Annotated in this window: 17 protein-coding genes; 8 read left to right on the forward strand and 9 right to left on the reverse strand. The window is 68.7% G+C overall.

The features are described 5' to 3' along the window. Nucleotides 1-13: 13 nt before the first annotated feature. Nucleotides 14-1,162, reverse strand: a complete 1,149-nt coding sequence (locus DMC64_RS17420) for an MFS transporter (protein WP_125734384.1) — start codon at nt 1,160-1,162, stop codon at nt 14-16. 302 nt (nt 1,163-1,464) lie between these two features. On the opposite strand from DMC64_RS17420, the gene DMC64_RS17425 reads away from it, so the two are divergent. The 3 genes from DMC64_RS17425 to DMC64_RS17435 all read left to right on the forward strand — a co-directional run bounded on the left by DMC64_RS17425 (nt 1,465) and on the right by DMC64_RS17435 (nt 4,142). Continuing rightward, nucleotides 1,465-2,493 (forward strand): ATP-binding cassette domain-containing protein, encoded by a 1,029-nt coding sequence (locus DMC64_RS17425; RefSeq protein WP_125734385.1) that lies wholly within the window; start codon nt 1,465-1,467, stop codon nt 2,491-2,493. Further along, complete coding sequence (locus DMC64_RS17430; RefSeq protein WP_052120777.1) at nt 2,490-3,305, forward strand: ABC transporter permease; 816 nt, start codon at nt 2,490-2,492, stop codon at nt 3,303-3,305. The genes DMC64_RS17425 and DMC64_RS17430 overlap by 4 nt, the downstream gene beginning before the upstream one ends. An 84-nt stretch (nt 3,306-3,389) precedes the next feature. Then, entirely contained in the window at nt 3,390-4,142 is a 753-nt protein-coding gene (locus tag DMC64_RS17435; RefSeq protein ID WP_125734386.1) for a class I SAM-dependent methyltransferase, read from the forward strand. Between the two features lie 488 nt (nt 4,143-4,630). Here the strand turns inward: DMC64_RS17435 and DMC64_RS17440 are convergent, their stop codons facing one another. From DMC64_RS17440 to DMC64_RS17460, 5 genes are all read right to left on the reverse strand, one after another. Further along, entirely contained in the window at nt 4,631-5,065 is a 435-nt protein-coding gene (locus DMC64_RS17440; RefSeq protein WP_125734387.1) for an SgcJ/EcaC family oxidoreductase, read from the reverse strand. Between the two features lie 12 nt (nt 5,066-5,077). Beyond that, the gene (locus DMC64_RS17445; RefSeq protein ID WP_125734388.1) at nt 5,078-6,247 is read right to left on the reverse strand and encodes an acyl-CoA dehydrogenase family protein; all 1,170 of its coding nucleotides are present in this window, start codon (nt 6,245-6,247) and stop codon (nt 5,078-5,080) included. 76 nt (nt 6,248-6,323) lie between these two features. Continuing rightward, nucleotides 6,324-7,724 carry a cation:proton antiporter gene (locus tag DMC64_RS17450; protein WP_125734389.1) on the reverse strand — a complete coding sequence of 467 codons (1,401 nt, stop codon included), beginning with the start codon at nt 7,722-7,724 and terminating at the stop codon, nt 6,324-6,326. Between the two features lie 11 nt (nt 7,725-7,735). Then, the gene (locus DMC64_RS17455; RefSeq protein ID WP_125734390.1) at nt 7,736-9,001 is read right to left on the reverse strand and encodes an NAD(P)/FAD-dependent oxidoreductase; all 1,266 of its coding nucleotides are present in this window, start codon (nt 8,999-9,001) and stop codon (nt 7,736-7,738) included. A 38-nt stretch (nt 9,002-9,039) separates the two neighbouring features. Further along, entirely contained in the window at nt 9,040-10,428 is a 1,389-nt protein-coding gene (locus DMC64_RS17460) for an NAD(P)/FAD-dependent oxidoreductase (RefSeq protein WP_125734391.1), read from the reverse strand. A gap of 204 nt (nt 10,429-10,632) precedes the next feature. Between DMC64_RS17460 and DMC64_RS17465 the strand changes: the two genes are divergently transcribed. The 5 genes from DMC64_RS17465 to DMC64_RS17485 all read left to right on the forward strand — a co-directional run bounded on the left by DMC64_RS17465 (nt 10,633) and on the right by DMC64_RS17485 (nt 17,427). Continuing rightward, nucleotides 10,633-12,027, forward strand: coding sequence for an NAD(P)/FAD-dependent oxidoreductase (locus DMC64_RS17465; RefSeq protein WP_125734392.1), 1,395 nt, complete (start codon nt 10,633-10,635; stop codon nt 12,025-12,027). 19 nt (nt 12,028-12,046) lie between these two features. Beyond that, nucleotides 12,047-13,432 (forward strand): NAD(P)/FAD-dependent oxidoreductase, encoded by a 1,386-nt coding sequence (locus DMC64_RS17470; RefSeq protein WP_199755007.1) that lies wholly within the window; start codon nt 12,047-12,049, stop codon nt 13,430-13,432. An 80-nt stretch (nt 13,433-13,512) separates the two neighbouring features. Further along, nucleotides 13,513-14,676 carry an IS30 family transposase gene (locus DMC64_RS17475; protein WP_233629689.1) on the forward strand — a complete coding sequence of 388 codons (1,164 nt, stop codon included), beginning with the start codon at nt 13,513-13,515 and terminating at the stop codon, nt 14,674-14,676. Between the two features lie 124 nt (nt 14,677-14,800). Continuing rightward, nucleotides 14,801-15,808 (forward strand): alpha/beta fold hydrolase, encoded by a 1,008-nt coding sequence (locus tag DMC64_RS17480; protein ID WP_125734394.1) that lies wholly within the window; start codon nt 14,801-14,803, stop codon nt 15,806-15,808. A 668-nt stretch (nt 15,809-16,476) separates the two neighbouring features. After that, nucleotides 16,477-17,427, forward strand: a complete 951-nt coding sequence (locus tag DMC64_RS17485; protein WP_125734395.1) for an NAD(P)-dependent oxidoreductase — start codon at nt 16,477-16,479, stop codon at nt 17,425-17,427. Between the two features lie 149 nt (nt 17,428-17,576). Here the strand turns inward: DMC64_RS17485 and DMC64_RS17490 are convergent, their stop codons facing one another. Genes DMC64_RS17490 through DMC64_RS17500 form a run of 3 tightly spaced genes read right to left on the reverse strand, consistent with a single transcriptional unit; the run spans nt 17,577 to nt 21,517 of the window. Next, a complete protein-coding gene (locus DMC64_RS17490; RefSeq protein ID WP_037341322.1) occupies nt 17,577-18,275 on the reverse strand; it encodes a bifunctional 2-polyprenyl-6-hydroxyphenol methylase/3-demethylubiquinol 3-O-methyltransferase UbiG in 699 nt (232 codons plus the stop codon). After that, complete coding sequence (locus DMC64_RS17495) at nt 18,272-19,510, reverse strand: glycosyltransferase (RefSeq protein ID WP_037341325.1); 1,239 nt, start codon at nt 19,508-19,510, stop codon at nt 18,272-18,274. Before DMC64_RS17495 ends, DMC64_RS17490 begins: the two co-directional genes overlap by 4 nt. Before the next feature lie 6 nt (nt 19,511-19,516). Next, nucleotides 19,517-21,517 (reverse strand): glycosyltransferase family 39 protein, encoded by a 2,001-nt coding sequence (locus DMC64_RS17500; protein WP_125734396.1) that lies wholly within the window; start codon nt 21,515-21,517, stop codon nt 19,517-19,519. Between the last annotated feature and the right edge of the window lie 13 nt (nt 21,518-21,530).

Below are 21,530 nucleotides of genomic sequence, written 5' to 3' on the forward strand. Positions count from 1 at the left end.
GTCCATCCTCCGATCATTGATTCCGTGCGGGCACGCGCAGCGCGAGCAGGCAGACCGCGACCGAGGCCACGGACAGCGCCGCGATGGCGACCCGCAGGTCGGTGCGCCCGGCGATCTGGCCGACCACCGCCGGGCCGAGCAAGAGGCCGACACTGGCCAGTGACGCCGCCGAGCCGATCACCGCGCCGCGGTCCTCCGCGGTCGCGCCGCGTCCGATCAGCCCGTAGACGGTGGGCGTCGACACCGAGATCGCGCCGCCAACCACGGCGGTGCCGAGCAGGCCGTGCACCGGCGCGTCGGCCAGGGAAAGCATCAGCACGCCCACCCCGGAAAGCGCGCCGGAGGTGAGCAGTACCAGGCGATCCGACGCGCGGCCGGACAGCCAGTGCCCGCCGAACCGGCCCAGCGCCATCCCGGCGGCGAAGATGCCGGGAGCGGCGGCCGAGATCCCGACCGGGGCGCGGGTGATGTCGGCCAGGAACACCGCGCTCCATTGCTGGACGCCGCTTTCCACGACCATCGCCAGCGCCGCCAGCAGGCACAGCAGCAGGACCGCCGGGCCGAGCCGCAGGCGCCGTCCCGGTTCGCGGCCCTGGCGGACCAGCCGTCCCGGCACGGCATTCCTCGCCGCGATCGCACCGAGCACGACCAGCGCCGAAAGCGTCAGCGCGATCGCCTCGGCGGGTACTCCCGCCGTCCGCGCCGCCCCGGTGCCGAGACTGCACGTCAACAGGCCGATGCTGAACAACGCGTGCGCGCGGTTCATCACGCGGGGCCCGTCGCCCGCTTCGGCGGACGCCGCCAGCGCGACCACGACGACATTGCAGGCACCCGAACCGAATCCGAACAATCCCAGGGTCAGGAACAACGCCGGAACGGATCCGGCCAATGCCGGTGTCGGCGCGATGAGCGCGAATCCGGCGAAGGTCGAGACCGCGACCGGGCGGCCGAACCGGTCGAGCAACCGGCCGATCGCGAACATCGCGGGCATCGCCGCGAGCGCGCCGATCAGCAGTGCGGCGCCCAATTGCGCCTCACCGGCGCCGGTGGCGTTGCGAACGTCCGGCAACATCGAAAGGTACGGACCCCACAATGCGCCGTACGCGGCGAATCCCGCGAAGACCGTGCCGGTCCGCGGAGCTGCGGTGATGACGGCGACCATGAGGCGTGACGGTCCTTTCCGTGCTGATCAGCGGAATTTCGCCGAGAGGCGGACATTCGCAGGTTAGCAGCGGTATTCGGGAACGGGCCACGATTATTTACCGCATTTATGGAGAAGGACGCCGGGGCGTGTCGTCGGTATTCTCGGCGAAGGTGCGGTTTTTTCAGGCTGGGACAATCATCCCAAAAATGAAGAATTCATACCCGGAAGGTTAACCATTCACTGCTCCCACGCCGCACTTCCTCGCATGATGTAACCGCACGAGAGTGTCTCCGTTGTGAGGAACAGGAAGGTAGTGCGTCATGTTGCAGAACGTCGAACCCGCGACCGCGTCGAGGGCCGGCCCGGGGCCGCGGGGGACCGAGACTGAATTCGCGATCCACGCCGAAGGGCTGGTGAAACGGTTCGGCGAGACGACCGCGCTCGACGGGGTCGATTTGACCGTCCGTTCGGGCACCGTGCTCGGCATCCTCGGGCCGAACGGCGCCGGGAAGACCACCACGGTCCGGATCCTGTCCACGCTGGTGACGCCGGACGAGGGCCACGCCACCGTGGCCGGGTACGACATCGAAAAAGACGCCCACCAGGTGCGGCAGCTGATCGGCTTGACCGGGCAGTACGCGTCGGTCGACGAAAGCCTGACCGGCGTGGAGAACCTGCTGCTGATCGGGCGGCTGCTCGGCTTTTCGCGGCGGGCGGCCAAGGCCCGCGCGCACGAGCTCCTGGAGCGGTTCTCCCTCACCGAGGCGGGCGGCCGCGCCGCGAAGGGCTACTCGGGCGGTATGCGCCGTCGTCTCGACCTGGCCGCCAGCCTGGTCGGGGACGCGCGTCTGCTGTTCCTGGACGAGCCCACCACCGGTCTCGACCCGCGCAGCAGGCTCGAGCTGTGGGACGTCGTGCGCGGACTGGTCGCCGACGGCGTCACGGTGCTGCTGACCACGCAGTACCTGGAGGAGGCCGACGCGCTCGCCGACGAGATCGTGGTCGTCGACCACGGCAAGGTGATCGCCAAGGGCACCCCGGACGAGCTCAAGGCCAGCACGGGCGCCCAGCGCCTGACGGTGCGCGGTGCCCAGGCGGGCGACCTCGAAAAGGTCGTGCGGCTGGTCGGCGAGATCGCCGGCGCGACGCCGGACGTCTCGGGCCAGGTCGTCAGCGTCCCGGTCACCGACCCGGCGGCGCTGCCCGGCGCGGTCCGGCGGCTGGAGGAGGCGGGCATCGTCATCGGCGAGCTGTCCCTGCGCAGCTCCAGCCTGGACGAGGTGTTCCTGAGCTTGACCGGACGTCCGGCCGAGGAGCCCGCCGACGAGACCGAGGAGGAGATCCGATGACCGCCGCGACGACGACGCTGCCCCCGCGGCAGTTGTCGACCAGGGTCGGGTTCTTCCAGGGCATCTCGCAGATGTTCACGCTGGCTTGGCGCAGCACGGTTTCGGTCAAGCACGAGCCGAAGCAGCTGGCCGACATCAGTTTCCAGCCGATCATCTTCACGCTGCTGTTCACCTTCGTGTTCGGTGGCGCGATCTCCGGCGACCGGAACGCGTATCTGCAGTTCATGATCCCGGGCATGCTGGTGATGAGCATGCTGTTCGCGACCATCAACGTCGGCATCGGGCTCAACACCGACCTGTCCCAGGGCGTGTTCGACCGGTTCCGTTCGTTGCCGATCGCGCGCTGGGCACCGCTGGCCGGCCGGATCATCGGCGACCAGTTCAAGCAGGTCTGGTCCGTGCTGCTGGTGGTCGGTGTCGGGCTGCTGCTCGGCTTCCGGCCGGAGAAGGGCTTCCTCGGCGTGCTCGCGGCCGGGTTGCTGCTGCTGGTGTTCGCGATCGCGTTCTCCTGGGTGCCCACGCTGGTGGGCGTCGCCGCCGACCAGGCGGAGAAGGTCCAGGTGTTCGCGTTCGCGGTGATCCTGCCGCTGAACTTCGTCAGCGGCGTGTTCGCGCCGGTCGAGACGATGCCGTCCTGGCTGCAGGCGTTCGCGGAGGTCAGCCCGGTGGCGATCCTGCTCAAGGCGTGCCGCGGACTGATGAACGGCGGCGCCGGGGTCACCTCGGCGGTGATCTGGTCCCTGGTCTGGGCGGCCGTGATCGCGATCGTGTTCGGGGCGCTTTCGGTCCGTGCCCTGAAGAAGCGGATCTGAGCAATCGCCGCTCGATCACCGGAGCCGTGACGCGTGCGCGCGCCACGGCTCCGGTGTTTCGGGGGCCCGACCCGGGGAGCGCCGATGGACGAACTGGACTACAACACCTGTAACGCCACCTTCCGCAGCCTGACCGACCAGCAACGGCTGATGGTCGAGGAGACGTCGAGACTGATCGGTGCGGACGCCGATCTCGAACTGACGTCGTACGGCTGCGGGTTCGGCATGTTCGAACTGGAGCTCTTCGCGCGCGTGCCGCGGAGAACGGTGTGGTTCCAAGGCATCGACACCAACGGCGAAGCGGTCGAACGACTCCGCGCGCGGCTGTCGGGTCTGTCGAAGGTCCGGGGCCACCGTGTCTTGACGGCGAGCATGGCCGACGTCGCCGACCTCCGGATCACGCCGACCGAGTACGGCCTGTTCGTCCAGTCGTTGTGCTACCTCGGCGCGGACGAGGGCATGGCGGTGCTGAAGGAAGCGCGCAACCGGCACCGGCGGCTGATCGTCGCGGTGCCCCCGCTGAACCGGCTGAACGGTCCCTTCGCGGAATCCCTCGCGCGGCAAGGCATCGTGCGCCCGTTGTTCGCGCAGACGCTGGCGGAGGAACTGACGCGGTTCGGCGTCGAGTTCCGGTCCGTCACGGTGGACGCGGAGATCACGGTGCCGGTTTCCGAGCCGGCGCACCGTCTTCTGGAGTTCCTGACCTTCGCGCGGCATTCGCCTTGGCGCGGCGAGACCGGGCGGGCGGAGCTGCTCGACGCGGTCGCCGGGATGGGCACGGTTTCCGCGGGGCGGGTGCGGATCTCGCATCCGGTCGAGGTTTTCAGCATCGGTTAGGTGCGCGGTGTCGCTACTCGCGACCTGCCGGACGGTGCGGAGGTGTTGCGAAAGCCACTTTCGCAACCATTAACGTTGCGAAAGCCACTTTCGCAACGTCTCGCCAAGCAGCCGACGGGGGCGGTGAAGGCCTCCTTCCCTACTTTCAGGGTAGGGAAGGAGGCCTTCACGGACTCGCCTTGCTAGGAGACAGGCTGGGGTGTTGCGAAAGCCACTTTCGCAACCTCCAACGTTGCGAAAGTGGCTTTCGCAACACCTCGCCAAGCAGCCGACGGGGTAGGGAAGGAGGCCTTCACGGACTCAGCATGCGCCACCTCGCCCGCCGCGCCCACTCACCGCGCCCAATGTGGCATTGGGGACACTAGACGTCCCCAATGCCACATTGGGCGCACAGCCGAAACCACCCGAAACGCCACTCACGACCCACCCGGAAAGGGCGGAACCCGGGCCCTGAGGAGGGGAGGCCCGGGTTCCGAATGGGGGAGGGATCAGACAGTGCCCGGCTTCGGCAGCTGCTGCTTCGCCGGAGTGTTCTGATAGGACGCCAGCTGCCACGCGCCGTCCCGCTTGACGACCGTCCACGAGGCACGGATCGACTGGGAGTCGGCGACCTCGGTCTCGCCGGGGCCGAGCACGCCGCCCTGCGTGATCAGGACGCCGGAGTCCGGGGTGAAGAAGCGGATCTCCAGCGGACGCCCGGTGACCTGGGTGCCCTTGTAGTTGCCCGCGAAGGATTCCACCAGGAACGCCCGGATGTCGTCGCGGCCCTTCCTGAAGACACCGGGGAGGATCATCGTGCCGTCCTCGGTGAAGACGCCGGCGAAGGCGTCGGCGTCGTGGTACGCCCACGCGGCGATCACCTTCTGGGTCAGCGCCGCGATCGCCGCCTGGTCCGCGGCCGTGCCGGTTTCGGTCGTGGTCATCGGAGGATCCTCCTAGATGTAGAGGGTGTTGGGCTCGAGCCCGCAGAGCACGCGGCCGTACAGCTCGGTGTTGGTGTTGGGGTGCATCAGCGCGTGGAGGTTGACCGCGGCGACGTCGCGGGCGATGCGCTGGATCGGGATGCCGTGGTAGATCGACGAACCACCGGAGGCGGACGCGAGGATGTCGATGCCTTCCTTGGCTCGGCGGACCACGGCGCCGAGGTCGGCCCGCGCGATGGCGCGTTCCTCGAGTTTCCACGGGGTGCCGTCCGCGGTCTTCGTGTCGACCAAAGTGGACAGACGGTGCGCGTGGAACTCGGCCTCGTCGATCTTCAGCGCCGATTCGGCCACCTGGTGGTGGGTGATCGGCGCCTCGCGCTGGGAATCGTAGGCGGTGTAAGTGATCTTGCGGTCCGGCAGGCGCTTGAGGAAGGTGTCCTGCGCGCTCCGCGCCATCCCGACCAGCGTGCCCACCGACGACGCCGAGGCGACCGGAAGCAGCGGTGCCCGGTAGATCGAGGCCGAAGCCCCGCCCTGACCTTCCAGCACCGCCGGCAGCGGGAGCACCCGCTCCGCGGGGATGAAGACGTCTTGCGCCACCGTCGACACGGAGCCGGTGCCGCGCAGACCCGAGGTGTCCCAGTCGTCCACGATCAGCAGATCCGAGATCGGCACCAGCGCCATGATCGGGTACGGCTCGCCCTCCGGCGGCACGAGGATCGCGATGATCTCCTGCCACTGCGCGTGCAGGGCCCCGCTGATGAAGCCCCACTTGCCGTTCACCACGACCCCGCCGTCGACCGGCGCGGCCATCGCGGACGGGCTCAGCGTGCCGCAGACGCGCACGTCCGGGGTGGCGAACACCTCGTCCTGCACCGCCTCCGGGAACTGGCAGGCCATCCAGGTCGGGATCCAGTACACCGAGGCCACCCAGGAGGTCGAGCCGTCGGCCCGGCCGATCTCGGTGGCGACGTCGACCAGGGTGCGGGTGTCGGCCTCGTAGCCGCCGTAACGCTTGGGGCGGCGCAGCTTGAAGACGCCGGCCTCGGCCAGTGCTTCGATGGATTCCTCGTGCACCCGCCGGTTCTGTTCCTGCCAGGCCGAGTGCTTCTTCAGTGCGGGTGCCAGTTCGGCCACGCGGCGAACCAGTTCCTCCCGCGTCGGAACATCGGTGCTCGACACCTTGACCTCCTAGATCGTCGACTGGTCCAGCTTCGCAGCGGGCGGACGGCGAGGCGTCTTCCCGTTTGCCGGTGCGTCAGGCTGCCGCACGTTCGGAGGTGCGGCCGGGGAAATCCACCACGTTCCGGCCGTCGCGGCGGGCGAACCAGGTCGCCAGCGGCGCCGCCATCGCGGTCGAGACCAGCGCCATGATCACCAGCATGGTGAACAGCGTCGGGGACAGCACGCCGAGGTCGAGCCCGATGTTGAGCACCACCAGTTCGGTCAGGCCGCGGCAGTTCATCAGCGCGCCCACCTGCAGCGACCGGTTCCAGTTCTCGCCGACCGCCCGCGCGGCCAGCGCCGAGCCGCCGAATTTGCCCGCGACGGCCACGAGCAGGATCGCGCCGCACCAGAGCCACGCGCCGCCGCCGGAAAGCAGGCCGAGGTCGGTGCGCAATCCGCTGTAGGCGAAGAACAACGGCAGCATCAACGCCGTCGTCAGCCCGCCGGCCTTGTCGTGCAGCCAGGTCGCCATCGGGTTGTCCCGTGGGAACACCACGCCGAACACGAACGCGCCGAACATCGCGTGCACGCCGATCCACTCGGTCGCCATGGCGCACACCAGCACCCCGACCACCGAGAGCGGCGCGACCCGGTGCAGCCGTGCCGCCGAAGCCCCGGCCACGAACTTCCGCAGCAGGGGCCGGACCACCAGGCCGAGCAGCGCGACGAACGCCGCGGTGAGCACCACCGTCAGCACCACCCCGACCAGCGAGGACGCCGTGGTCAGCGCGATCACCAGCGCCAGCAGGCTCCACGCGGTCACGTCGTCGACCACCGCGCAGGTCAGCGTCACCACGCCGATCTCGCTGCGGAAGAGCCCGATCTCGTGCAGGATCCGCACCAGCACCGGCAACGCCGTGATGCTCATCGACACCCCGAAGAACAACGCGAACGGCAGGAATCCGCCGCCTGTCCCGAACCGGGTGTAGGCGAACAGGGCGAGCCCGACGCCGAGCAGGAACGGCAGCGCGATGCTGACGTGACTGACGACCAGCGCGAGCCGTCCGCGGCCGCGCAACAGCCTGGTGTTCAGTTCCAGCCCGGCGAGGAACACGAAGAAGATCACGCCGAGCTGCGCCACCACGTTCAGTTGCGGCACCGCCGCCTTCGGGATCAGCACGGCCGCGCCAGATGGCCACAACGCGCCGAGCACCGACGGGCCGAGCAGGATGCCCGCGGTGATCTCGCCGATCACCGCGGGCTGCCCGATCCGCTGGGCGAGCCAGCCCACCACCTTGCAGGCGCCGACCACCACGGCGATCGCCAGCAGGAGCTGGGCCAGCGAAGGTCCGGTCGCCGCCTTCGCGGCGGCCGCCCCCGCACCGGCTTCGCCCTGTCCCAGCAGGATGATCGCGATCACGACCGGGACCACGACCAGTCCTATGTAGACCATCAGCGCCCGGCGGCCGGGACGGCGTTCGATCTCCACCATGTCCCTTCCGTTCAGGGTTCGGTGACGTTCGCGACCAGGTCGTCGAGGTTGATCTTCAACAGCGGGTGCTTGCCCGACAGCCCGGAGATCAGCGTGACGAAGTCGGTGCTCGGCGCGTGGAGCTGCTCCGGGTCGACGATTTCCTGCGCGAGGTCGTAGTAGTACTCCTTGTACTTCGTCCGGTCGTAGAACCGCTCGACGAAACTGCGGATCTCGTCGAAGAACGCGCGGTAGTTCCCGGCGTACCGGTCGAGCGCCTTCTCCTCGATGGCCGGGTGGTCGAGGATCCGGTCGACCACTTTGGACAGTGAGCTGCCCGCCAGCGTGGCCAGCGCGACTCCGGTGGAGAACAGCGGGTCGACGAACGCGGCCGCGTCACCGACGAGCACCCAGCCGTCGCCGTAGAAGGTTTCGTTGGTGTAGGACCAGTCCCGCGCCGTGCGGTACCCGGCGTGCTGACGGGCGTTGGCCAGCAGGCCCTTCAGCCGGGTGGTCTTGTCCCGCTCGCGCAGGAACAGCTGCTCCAGCGACTGGTCGTCGGCGTTCGCGAGATCCGATTTGGTCACGTAGCCGACGCTCATCGTGCCCTTGTCGATCGGGATGCCCCAGAACCAGCCGTCGGCGGTGCCTTCGATGAGGATGTTGGTCCACTCGTCACCGGGCAGCCGGTCGCAGTTGTCGTAGTAGGTCCAGACCGCGACGTTGCGGAGCTCGTTGTGCCAGGTGATGTCGCTGAACTTCCGGCCGATCACCCGTGACTGGCCGGACGCGTCGACGACCAGCGAGGCGCCGGCCTCGTAGTCGCCCGCCGAACCGCGCAGGGTGAACCGGACGCCCGTGACGCGGCCGGTGTCGGACTGGATCACGTCCTTGACCGTCGTCTCCTCCACGACGTACGCGCCGAGCTCGCGGGCGCGGTCGAGGATCAGCGTGTCCAGGTCGGCGCGGCGCGTGTGGTAGGCGTAGGTGCCTTCGGCGGCCTTCATGAATGAGAAGTTCCAAGGCACGTCCCGGTTTCCCCACACCAGGCTGCCGCCGTACTTGCGCTCGAAGCCGCGCGCCTCCATGCGGTCGAGCAGGTCCAGCTCCTGCAACGGGCGCATGCCGACCGGGATCAGGGATTCGCCGATGTGGTAGCGGGGAAAGCGTTCGCGTTCGAGGACCAGGACCGTACGCCCCTCCTTCGCGAGGAGACCGGCGCAGGTCGCGCCCGCCGGGCCGCCGCCGATGACGATGACGTCGAACCGCTCGGGCATACCGTGGAGCGTGGCTGACATGAGAAACCCTTCCTGGGCCGATGGAGGAGTGGAGGCGCTCACGCGCGCCGGATGCCGATGTGCGGCTCGTAGCTCAGGTACAGCCCGTTGATCGCCTTTTCGGGCTTCTCCGGAGCCTGCTTGTGCTCGTGGACGCGGTTGAGGTTGTCCAGCGGGTTGTGCTTGCCGCTCTCCTCGCCGAGCAGGTGACCCTGGATCCGGCGGTAGACCTCTTCGGTGTCCTCGAGGTCGGCGATACCGGTGACGAACCGGTCGAACGCCGCCTGTACGTCCATTCCTTCCCAGTCCTTTTCGGACAGTTGCTGCGCGCGGAAGAAGTGGTGCTCCTTGCCGCGGTAGCTCTCGTAGAAGGTGGACACCAGCACCAGCAGCCGCTCGTAGGCACGGCGGTAGACGACTTCGTAGAAGTCCCATGCCTCGCGCTCGTCGATCTCGCCGCGGATCACGCTGCTGATCGCGGCGGTGCCGATCAGGGCGCTGTAGGTGCCCAGATGCACACCGGTCGACAGCAGGGGGTCGAGGAAGCAGGCGGCGTCGCCGGCGAGCAGGAAACCGGGGCCCTGGAACCGCTCGGCCGCGTACGAATAGTCCTGCTCGACCTTGACCTCGGTGACCTGCTCGGCCTCGATGAGCAGCTGCTGTATCGCCGGGCAGTCGCCGATCGCCTTGTGGTACACCGGGTCCACGCCGCCGAGCTCGTTGCGCGCGGCGTTGAAGGAGTCCCTCCCGGTGACCAGCCCGACGCTCATCGTGCCGTCGGGCAACGGGATCCCCCAGAACCACCCGTCGCCGACCGAGGCGACCGTGATCGCTCCGCTCGGCCCGCGGTCGAGCTGCTTCGCGTCCTTCCAGTACGACCAGGCGGCCACGTTGCGGAAGACGTTGTGGAACTTGCGGTTCTTCAGGTACTTGGTGGCCATCACGCCGCCGCGGCCGGACGCGTCGACGAGGTAGTCGAACTCGATCCGTCCGCTGTTGGCCGGGTTCTTCGTTTCGGCCCAGTGCGCCGCGACCGGGCGGTCGCCGTCGAAGTCGAGCTTCTTCACCGCGATGCCCTCGGTGACGTCGACGCCGACCTCGCGCGCGTGGTCGAGGAGGATCTTGTCGAAGTCGGCGCGGATGACCTGCCACGCGCTGGTGCTGCCGTCGCGGCCGTGCGGCCGGAAGCGCACCTCCCATTCCTCGGGACCCCAGAAGTAGTAGGCGCCGCCCTTGGGCTGGAACCCGGCCGCGGCGATCTTGTCCCAGACCCCGAGCCGCTCCAGGATCGGACGGCACGAAGGCAGCAGCGATTCGCCGATGTGATAGCGCGGGAAGTGCTCCCGCTCGAGCAAAGTGACCTCGAAGCCCTCTTTGGCCAGAAGCCCGGCAGCGGTGGATCCCGCCGGTCCACCGCCGATCACGAGGATCTGGGTCGATGCGCGCATGACACCTCTCCAACTACGCCGACAGCCGGAATTACCTGCCCGAAGCTAACAACCGCGAATGGAGATCCACTCAAGAACCGGTTGCCCTGTAACGCTTTCCCGGAAAAGCAGTCGAAGAGACGCCCCCGCCCCGAAGGCGGACGACGATTCTTCCCGTGTCGGACTCCGACGGCCCGGCCGAAGACCTAATGGAGGAATCCCGCGATGGGCGAATACCTTGGCGAACGCGCCGTCGTGCTCGGCGGCGGCATGGCCGGCCTGCTGACCGCCCGCGTACTTTCGGAACGCTACCGCTCCGTCGTGATCGTCGAGCGTGACACGATCGTCGGCGTCACCGGCACCCGCCGCGGCGTGCCGCAGGCGCACCACGCGCACGCGCTGCTCGCACGCGGCCAGCAGATCCTCGAAGACCTGTTCCCCGGCCTGCAGGCCGAGCTGACCGCCGACGGCATCCCGAGCGGTGACCTGTCCGGCAGCCTGCGCTGGTACTTCAACGGGAAGCGCCTGCAGCAGAAGGAATCCGGCCTGCTCAGTGTGTCCGCGACCCGCCCGGAGCTCGAAGAGCACGTCCGCGGCCGGGTCGTCGCGCTGCCCAATGTCGAGGTCCGCGAGCGCACGGTGATCCAGTCGCTGGTCGCGACCGGCGACCACTCGCGGGTCACCGGTGTCCGCGTGACCGGTGAGGACGCCGAGCCCGAGACGCTGCTCGCCGACCTCATCGTCGACGCCACCGGTCGCGGCAGCCGCTCGTCGGTGTGGCTGGAGGAACTCGGCTACGAGCGCCCGGCCGAGGAGAAGATCAAGATCGACCTCGCCTACACCTCGCGGCTGTTCGAGCTGGACACCGATCCGTTCGGCGACGACCTGGCGATCAACCCGGTCGCCTCGCCCGCCAACCCGCGCGGCGCGTTCTTCGTGAACCTGCCGGGGAATGTGGCCCTGCTGTCGCAGACGGGCCTGCTCGGGGATCACCCGCCGCGTGACGCCAAGGGTTTCCTCGAGTTCGCCAAGACGCTGGACGCGCCCGAGATCTATCGGGCCGTGCGCAACGCGAAGCCGATCAGTGAGATCGCCAGTTTCAAGGTGCCCGCCAGTGTCCGCCGCCGGTTCGACAAGCTGCGTCGTTTCCCCGAGGGCCTGCTGGTGATCGGGGACGGCGTCTGCGCGTTCAACCCGGTGTACGGCCAGGGCATGACCGTCGCGGCCATGGAGGCCGCGCAGCTGGGCACGCATCTCGACGCGGGTGGCGTGCGCCCGCTGCGGTTCTTCAAGGAGATCAGCCCGATCATCGACGTGCCGTGGGACATCTCGGCGGGCGGTGACCTCGCCTTCCCCGGTGTCGAGGGCCCGCGTCCGCTGAAGGTCAAGATGGGCAACGCCTACATGGCGAAGCTCCACTCCGCGGCGACCGTCGACGGCCGGTTCACCGAGGCGTTCTTCCGGGCCGCCGGCCTGGTCGACCCGCCGACCGCGCTGATGCGGCCGAGCCTGGTGGTCGGCGTGCTGCGCACCGCGCGGCGCGTCAAGACGGCCGCACCTCTCGCCCCCACGGCCACGATCGGTCAGGCACCGCCCGCGTCCGACGACCTCGCGGCCTGAGCACCAAGGAGCCATGGTCATGAACGAACCCGTCGGCAAACGCGCGGTGGTGATCGGCGGCAGCGTCGCCGGCACCCTGGCGGCGAGAGTGCTTTCCGAGTTCTATCGCGAGGTCGTGGTCGTCGACCGCGACGAGGTGCTGGGCGTGGACAAACCGCGGCGCGGCACCCCGCACACCTGGCACGCGCACGGACTGCACGCGCGCGGCTACTTCATCCTCGAAGAGCTGTTCCCGAACCTGCTCGGCGAACTGCGGGACTCCGGGATCCCGGTCGGCGATCTCGCGCGGATGAAGTGGTACTTCAACGGGAAGCAGGTCGAACCGGCCGACAGCGGGCTGCCGTCGATCACCGCGCTGCGCCCGGTGCTGGAGCATCATCTGCGCATGCGCACCGCGGCACTGCCGAACGTCACCTACCGCGAACGCATCGATGTCCACGGCCTGCTCGCCACGCGTGCGGGCGACCGGATCGTCGGGGTCCGCGTGCAGGCGCGCGACGGTTCGGCGGAGGAACGGCTCGGCGCGGACCTGGTCGTCGACGCCTCCGGCCGCGGTTCGCGGACACCGGTGTGGCTGGAGGAGCTGGGTTTCGAGCGGCCGTCCGAGGAACGCGTGAAGATCGGGCTGGCCTACACCACGCGGATGTTCCGCAAACGGCCGGAGATGTTCGACGGCTGGCAGTCGATCAACCCGGTCGCCTCGCCCGAGCATCCGCGGGGCGCGTTCTTCGGGCAGGTGAACGAGAACGAGTGCATCCTTTCGCTCACCGGGATCCTCGGCGACCACCCGCCGACTGACGCGCGCGGCTACCTCGACTACGTGAAGTCGTTGCCCGCCCCGGAAATCTACGAAGCGGTGAAGGACGCCCAGCCGCTGATCGAGCCGGTGACGTTCAAGTTCCCGGCGAGCTCGCGGCGGCGCTACGAACGGCTCAAGCGGTTCCCGGAACGGCTGTTCGTGCTCGGTGACGCGTTCTGCAGCTTCAACCCGGTGTACGGCCAGGGAATGACCGTCGCGTCGATGGAGGCCATGGCGCTGCGAGCACATCTTTCGCGACGGTCCGAACCGGACTCGCGGCGGTTCCTGCGCGAGATCGGCAAGATCGTCGACAACCCGTGGGAGATCTCGACCAGCGGCGACCTGGACTTCCCCGGCGCGGAAGGGAAACGGACGCTCAAGGTCAAGATGGGCAACGCGTACATGGCGAAGCTTCAGTACGCGGCGACGATCGATCCGGACATCACGGCGGCGTTCATGCGCGTGGCCGGGCTGATCGATCCGCCCACCGCGCTGATGAAACCGGGCCTGATGCTGAAGGTGCTGCGGGCCAACCGGCGGCGTCCGGCTCCTCGGGCGACGGTGACCGAGCTGCCGCGTGCCGACCGGGAATCGCGCGCTGCCTGAATAACCTCGTGAGTGGTAAGGACGGTTAGAACCGCTTGAGTTCTAGTGGTCGTCGCAACATCTGGTGTGGAGGTGTTGTGATGGCTGGGAAACGTCGTCGTTGGTTGCCGCGGGATGCTCGGGTGGCGTTTTGGGATCAGGTGCGGGCCGGGTTGCCGGTGGAGCGGGCGGCGGTGGCCGTGGGCGTGTCGCGGGCCAGCGGGAGACGGTTGTTCGACGAGGCTGGCGGCGTGATCAGCAACGCGCCGAAGGCCGGGGCGGGACGCTATCTCTCGCTGGCCGAACGAGAAGAGATCATGATCCTGTGGGCCCAGGAGGTGCCGAAAGCGGAGATCGCGCGCCGGCTGGGCCGGGATCGCTCGACGGTCGGGCGGGAACTGGACCGCAACAGCACCGCGGCTGGTTATCGGGCCAGCACGGCCCAGCACACGGCCGAGGAGCGGGCGAAAAGACCGAAACCGGCGAAGCTGGCCGTGGATCCGGTGCTGCGGGCCCGGGTCCAGCAGGACCTGCGGGCGAAGTGGTCGCCGGAACAGATCACTGCAAGGCTGGTCCGGGACTTTCCCGACCAGCCGAGGATGCACGTGAGTCACGAGACGATCTACCAGGCCATCTACGTCCAAGGCCGGGGCGCGCTACGGCGCGAGCTCGCGCAGTGTCTGCGGACCGGTCGAGCGATCCGCAAACCGCAGCGCACCTCTGATGGGCGCCGGGCCCGTCAGGGCAAGATCGCCGGGATGGTCCCGATCTCCGAACGCCCCGCCGACGCCGCCGACCGGGCGATCCCCGGGCATTGGGAAGGCGATCTGATCATGGGCAAGGACAACCGGTCGGCCATCGGGACCCTGGTCGAACGCACGACCCGGTTCTGCCTGCTGCTGCACCTGCCCGGCGGGAAAGACGCCGCCACCGTCGCCGACGAGATGATCAAGACGATTCTGCGGCTGCCCGCCGAGCTACGCCGGTCACTGGCCTGGGACCAAGGCACCGAGATGGCCCAGCACGCCCAGATCACCCTGGCCACCGACCTCGACATCTACTTCTGCGACCCGCACTCACCCTGGCAACGCGGCTCCAACGAGAACACCAACGGCCTGCTCCGCCAGTACTTCCCCAAAGGCACCGACCTCGCCCAGCACAGCCCCGAGGACCTCGCGAGGGTGGCCGCCGAACTCAACGGCCGCCCCCGCAAAACCCTCAACTGGGACACCCCAGCCGAACGACTCAACAAGCTACTGTCCTAACAGGAGCATGTTGCGACGACCACATGAATCCACCCCGTTCTTACCACTCACGAGGTTTCTTTATTTTCCTCCGCAACAAGCGAGATGCGTCTGTCGGCCCTTCCGGCTGATCATTGAGGTGTCAATGACCATTTCCCTGGCGGTGGGAGAGAAATTCATGCGCAAGTTCAAGAAGGTCATGACCGCGCTGGCCGCGGTCGCGGCGGTGGTACTGCTGGGGGGAACGGCGACGGGGGCGGCGGCGAACACGGGGTGGAGACAATCGGACGCCGCGCTCGCCCGCTCCCTGCCGGGCGGGTTCCAGAGCTCCTACGCCGACGTCAACGGTGTCCGCCTGCATTACGTCGCCGGGGGATCCGGCAGCCCGGTGGTGCTGCTCCCCGGCTGGCCGCAGACCTGGTGGGCGTTCCACAAGGTGATGCCGGCGCTGGCCGGGCACCACCGCGTGATCGCCGTCGACCTGCGGGGGATGGGCGGCTCGTCGAAGCCGCAGTCGGGCTACGACAAGGAGACGCTGGCCGCCGACATCCACGCCCTGCTCGCCAAGCTCGGGTACGCGAAGGCGGATCTGGTCGGCCACGACATCGGCGCGATGGTCGCGCACAGCTACGGGATCAAGTACCCGCAGGCGGTCGGGAAACTGGCGCTGATGGACGTCGTCGCGCCCGACAAGAGCCTCTACCAGCTGCCCCTGCTGCCCAGCGCGCCCGGCCAGTTCTCGCCGTGGTGGTGGACGTTCAACCAGCTGCAAGGCCTGCCGGAGCAGCTCGTCTCCGGCCGCTCGCGGTACGTCGTGGACACGATGATCGACCAGCTCTCGGTGGTGCCGTCGGCGGTCGACGACTTCGACCGGAACGTCTACGCGCGGGCCTACTACACGCGTGAGGCCGTCCGGGCCGGGAACGGCTGGTACCGGACGCTCAACCAGGACATCGCGGCCGGCTCGGCGTACGGGAAGCTGACCATGCCCGTGCTGGGCCTCGCCGGGGAGTTCAACCACCAGTACTTCGTCCAGGTGATGCCGTCGAAGGCGGTGGATCCGCAAGTGGTCAAGATCGCCGGGGCCGGGCATTACCTTTCCGAGGAACAGCCCGCCCAGGTCATCGGCGCGCTGACGAAGTTCCTGGGCTGAAACCGAAGGCCACGTGGCTTGCGTCGACCTCGGACGGGTCTTGATCGCAAGTGGTGACGGTTGCCGCAGGGCAAGCGCCCGGCCATGCCCCAGTGTCCACTGTGGTCACCTCTCGGCGGCTGAATGTCCGATTAGTGACTACATGGGCGATCCTTTCGAAGGGTCGTGAGTGGTAAAGGTCGTTCTAACCCTCTTTGCCACTCACGACCCCCACCTACAACTGCGCACAGTGCCCAAATCGGGCAACGCGATCCAGGCTGACGTCCCTTGTGGACAGTCATGCCCCGGTCCGCTACCGGTGACCTTATCCGGCTTGACTGATCAGACCGTGGGTTCTATTGAGCGGCAAGGCAAAGTGGCGTGGTCGCGGACGGGTCGCCGGTGGGGTGAAGGCTCCCTTCGCCGCGTCTGTTGCAGTGAAGGGAGCCTTCATCCCGGTCACTCACCCGCGCCGTCCACCTCACCTCCGGCGTCCGTGTCGCGAAAGCTGGGCATCGGTGGCAAGCTGCGCGCGGAAGATCAACTCAAGCGATGTGGCATCGGGCTGAAACCGCCTCCCGATACTGCCTTTCGGGGCAGTATTGGAGGCGTCCGGGAAGAGCCGCCGATGGGATTCTGCGAAAAGGAAAGTCCTGGAATTCCCAGCCTATCGGGAAAAGGTGGCTAAAATGAAGGTTGGTGTTACCGGTGGCACCGGGTTCATCGGGCGCTACGTCTGCGAGGAGCTCGCCGCACGAGGGCATACGCCGGTCGTGTTCGACCATCGTGGCGAGGGGGACGGCGGGCCGTGGGAGGTCATGCTGGGCGACATCCGCGACGCGACGGCGCTGACCGAGCTCGCCGCGCACTGCGACGGGATCATCCACCTGGCGGCCGTGCTGGGCACCCAGGAGACGATCACCAATCCGCGACCCGCGGTGGAGACCAACGTCATGGGCGGCCTGAACTTCCTCGAGGCCGTCGCCCAGTACGACCTGCCCGGTGTGTACATCTGCGTCGGCAACCACTGGATGAACAACAGCTATTCGATTTCCAAGACGACGGTCGAGCGATTCGTCCGCATGTTCAACGCCGACCGCGGTACCCGCGTGAACTGCGTCCGCGCGGTGAACGCCTACGGCCCGCGCCAGAAGGCCGCGCCGCCGTTCGCCGCGGGGAAGGTCCGCAAGATCACCCCGGCGCTGATCTGCCGGGCGCTGTCCGGGATGCCGGTGGAGCTCTACGGCGGCGGACGGCAGATCTCGGACATGGTGTGGGTCGGCGACGTCGCCCGCACGCTGGTGGCGTCCCTGGAGGCCGCCGCCGAGGGCCGGGTGCTGGAGAACACGGTCGAGATCGGGCCGGCCGAGTCGGTCACCATCCGCGAGGTGGCGGAGCTGGTGATCGACCTGTGCGAGCAGCGCGGGCACTCGCGGGTGGGCATCACCGACCTGCCCATGCGGCCGGGTGAGACGCCGAACACGCCGGTCACGGCCGACGTCTCGACCCTGCTTTCCGTCGGCATCGAGCCGGAATCCCTTGTGACGCTGGAAGAAGGTATGGCGAAGACGGTGGACTGGTACCTCGAGCACCGCGGTACCGCCTGGGACGTCCCTGGGCCCGGTCTTCGCGCCGCCTGAGCGCCTGGCCAGTCCGTGAAGGCCTCCTTGAGGGACCCAGGGTCCCTCAAGGAGGCCTTCACGGACGCCGGCACCAATCCCCGACACCGGAAGCGCGTGAAGGCCCCCTTCCCTCAGGAAAGGGGGCCTTCACGCGCGAAAGCGAACCGTCAGGGCTTATGCGCCTTCAGGATCAGCGAAACACCGCGCCGCGAGCGGGTCGGCAGGTAGCGCTCGGCCGTGACGATCGCGGTCAGGGCCCGGTTGACCAGCCAGGGCGTGTGCTCGTTGAGCTCGTTGCCGCGCGCCGTGCGCCGCCGCAGTGCCACCACCGGCCGCAGCAGGACGTTCCAGCTCCACAGCTCCTCGACGACGAAGCCGGCGTCCTCCATGACCTTCCGCAGCGAAGCCCGGTCGTACCGCCGCACGTGGTGCACCGCGACGTCGTGCGCCGACCACAGGTCCATTCCGGACGGGACGCTGATCAGCGCGGAGCCGCCGGGCCGCAGGACCCGGAACAGCTCCGCCGCGGCCTGGTCGTCCTCCTGGATGTGTTCGAGGATCTCGAAAGCCACCACCAGATCGAACGACGAGGACGGCAGCGGCAGGTCACGGGCGTCGGCGTGGATCGCGTCGAGACCGCGTGAGCGCGCGATCTCGACGGCGTTCTCGTCGTAGTCCGTGGCGACGACGTCCCAGCCGCGCGAGCGCAGCACCCGCGTGTTGCCGCCGCCCGCCGCGCCGATGTCGAGCGCGCGGCCGGGCGGCCCGAGCCGCTTGAGTTCGTCGGCGAGCAGGTGCCGCTTTTCCCGGAACCACCAGTGGCGGTCCTCCATCTCGGTGATCCGGGCGACGTCCTCCGTCTTCACCGGCTCTCCTTCCGATGCCGGGCGAACACCCAGCGGTCGAGGGCCACGAACCGCAGCAGCGTCATCAGCCCGTAGGCGACGATGAGCACGAGCAGTTCGACGACCGGCCCCGAACCGGGGGCCATGAGATGCAGCCCGGTCACGGCCAGCGTGGTCAGCAGATACGTGGTGGCGAACAGGATCGCGGCCCGGGTGTGCAGGCCGAGCCGGTGCCCGCCGCCGCGGTTGAACGTCCAGCGCCGGTTCGCCTCGGTGTTGGCCACCCCGACGAGCACCAGCGCGACCAGGTTCGCCCCCGCCGGCGTCAGCGGGACACGCAACGGGAGATACAGAAGCGTGTACAGCACTGTCGAAATGACACCGATCACCGCGAACCCGAGGAACTTCGCGAGGGTCGCGGCCCGCGGCTCGGCGAGCACGGCGTCCGGATGGGTGGCGCGCAACTGCGGGATCTCCGGCACGTCCACCCGTCCTTTCCCGGCGGCGATCGCCCGGCCCACGCGGACCAGGCCCTTCAGATTCCCCATCGCGGTCTGGGTGACCTTGACCCGCGAATCGACGTCCTCGACCCAGTCCAGTGGCACCTCGTGCACCCGCAGGCCGTTGTGCTCGGCCAGCATCAGCATCTCGGTGTCGAAGAACCAGTGGTCGTCCTCGACCGCCTCCAACAGCCCGGTCACCGCGTCGCGCCGGGCCGCCTTGAAACCGGCCGAGGTGTCGGTGCTGCGCAGCCCGAACACGTGCCGCGTGATCGCGTTGTAGGTACGGGACACGATCTCGCGTTTGAGGCTGCGGCGGATCCGCGAGCCGCGGCCGAGCCTGGTCCCGATGGTGATCTCGCAATGCCCGCTGACCAGCGGTGCGATCAGGGGGAGCAGGCTTTCCAGTCCGGTCGAGAGATCGACGTCCATGTAGGCGACGATGTCGGCGGTACTCGACCCCCACGTCGCCTTGATCGCCGCGCCCCGGCCGCGGACCGGGATCCTCCGCGCGGAGATGCGCGGATTCCCCTCGGCCAGCCCGGTGGCGATCTCCCAGGTCCGGTCGGTGCTGCCGTTGTCGGCGATGGTGATCGACCAGGGGAACGGGAAGTCGTCGCCGAGGAACGCGCTCAGCGTGGTGATGCAGCCCAGCAGGGCGCGTTCCTCGTTGAGCACCGGGATCACGATCTCGACGGTCGCCGTCGTGCGGCTTCCCGGTGCGACGCGGGGTGCCGCGGTGAGTTCAGCCGTCATGGCGCATCACGCTCCCGGCTTGCAGTCGAACAGCGCGGAGGTGAAGCCCATCCACGGGTTGGCGGTGTAGGCGGGCGGCGGGATCCGCACGCAGTTGCGCACCACCCAGTCCTTGCGGGCCAGCGCCGTCGGGCTGTCGTAGGCGAACCCGCCGAACAGGACGTACCTCAGCTGTCCACTGTGGACGGCGTCGGCGAGCCCGTCGGCGGTCGGCATCGGCATGGTGCCGACGAAACCGCCCATCGGCATCACGGACAGGCCCGCCCGGATGTAGGGCGACGCACCGGTGCCGCCGACCGTCGCCACATCGAAGCGCTCGCCGCGTTTGTTGGCTTTGAGGAAAGCGAGAAGCTTCGGGTCGGCGTCGGACGGCATCATCTGGAACATGATCGGCGGGGGCAGCGGCATGGCCTGCCCGCCTGCCGCGCCGGGCTTCGGGCCCCCCGCCATCAGCTTGGTCAGATCGATGCCGGTCGAGAGCGCGTTGGGGTTCGGCCCGGCGAGGGGGTTGAAGTTCTGGAACATCGCCGTGCGGGGATCCGTCGGCGGGTGGAAGGCGGGCGCCGCCCAGGCGACCGGCCCGGCCAGCAGCGCGACCCCGGCCACGGCGCCGGTCACGACGGCGAACTTCCCGGTGCGGCGCACGAGCACCAGCACCGCGGCGGCGACGGCGGCGATCGCGACGACGGGACGCAGCCACGGCACGTAGTCGCTGGAACGGTTCATCAGCACGAATGCCCAGGCACCGGTGGCGAGCAGACCGACCGGCAGCGCCCACGTGAAGCGGCGATCCGTCCAGGCGAGGTGCAGGCCGGCGCCGGCGATCGCGGCGATGGCGGGTGCCAGGATGCTCGTGTAGTACGGGTGGATGCTCTGCGAGAAGCTGAGTGCCCCGGCGAAGAGGACGAGCCAGCCACCCCACAGCAGCCAGCCCGCGCGTGCCTTGTCGGTGCGCGGCGCGCGGCCCGCGGCGACCAAGCCGACGACGAGCAGCAGCACGGCCAAGGGCAGCAGCCACGAGATCTGGCCGCCGATCAGGTCGTTGAACAACCGGAAGACGCCGGTGTCGCCGCCCTGGTCGACCGGGGTGACCTTGCCGTCGGGCAGGACGGGCAGTTCGGCGGAATTCCCGGCCTTCGCGGCGTCCGTGCGGTCGAAGAGGTTGTAGGACCAGACCATCTGCCACACCGAGTTCGACGTGCTGCCGTCCATGTACGGGCGGGAGCCCGCGGGGGTCAGCCCGACGATCAGCATCCAGATCGACGAAACCGCGGCGGTGACCGCTCCGGCGCCGAGCAGATGCAGCACCCGGCGTCCCGGCGAGGCGGGCGCGGCGACGAGGTAGACGATCCCGAGCACCGGGAGGATGGCCAGTGCCATGGCGAGTTTGATGTGGAAGCCGAGTCCGACGAGCGCGGCGGTGAGCAGCAGCCAGCGCGGGGACGCCTTCTCCAGCGCCCGCCAGAAGGCGTAGGTCGCCACGAGCAGCGTCAGGATCAGCGTCGAGTCGGGCAGGTTGACCCGGGTGCCCGCGATCGTGATCGGGGTCGCGGCGAGCAGCACTGCGGCCAGCGCCGCGGGCGCGTGCCCGGCCCAGCGGCGTACGAGCACGAACAGCACGTACACCGAGACGGCTCCGGCGATGACGCCGGGCAGCAGCAGCGCCCAGGTCTCGTAACCGAAGACACGGACGGAAAGCGCCTGCAGCCAGAGCGCGCCGGGTGCCTTGTCGACACTCATGAACCCGGCGGGATCGTAGGCGCCGTAAAGGAAGTTGTGCCAGTTCGCGGCCATGCTGCGCACCGCGGCGGCGTACGCGTAGTGCGCGGCGTTCCCGCCGATACCCCACCCGTAGGCGACGCCGGCGACGAGCGCGCTCAGGACGGCGATGCGCTTGGCGGCCAGTGCCGACAACCCCGTCTTGGTCTTCTTCTTCGGCGTCCGCGCGGTCGGGACGGCGGCCCGTGGCGGGGCGCTCGTGACCGGGGTGCCTAGGTCTTGGGACACGTTCTACTCCCTT

The organism is Amycolatopsis sp. WAC 04197, assembly GCF_003947475.1.
GTDB lineage: Bacteria > Actinomycetota > Actinomycetes > Mycobacteriales > Pseudonocardiaceae > Amycolatopsis > Amycolatopsis japonica.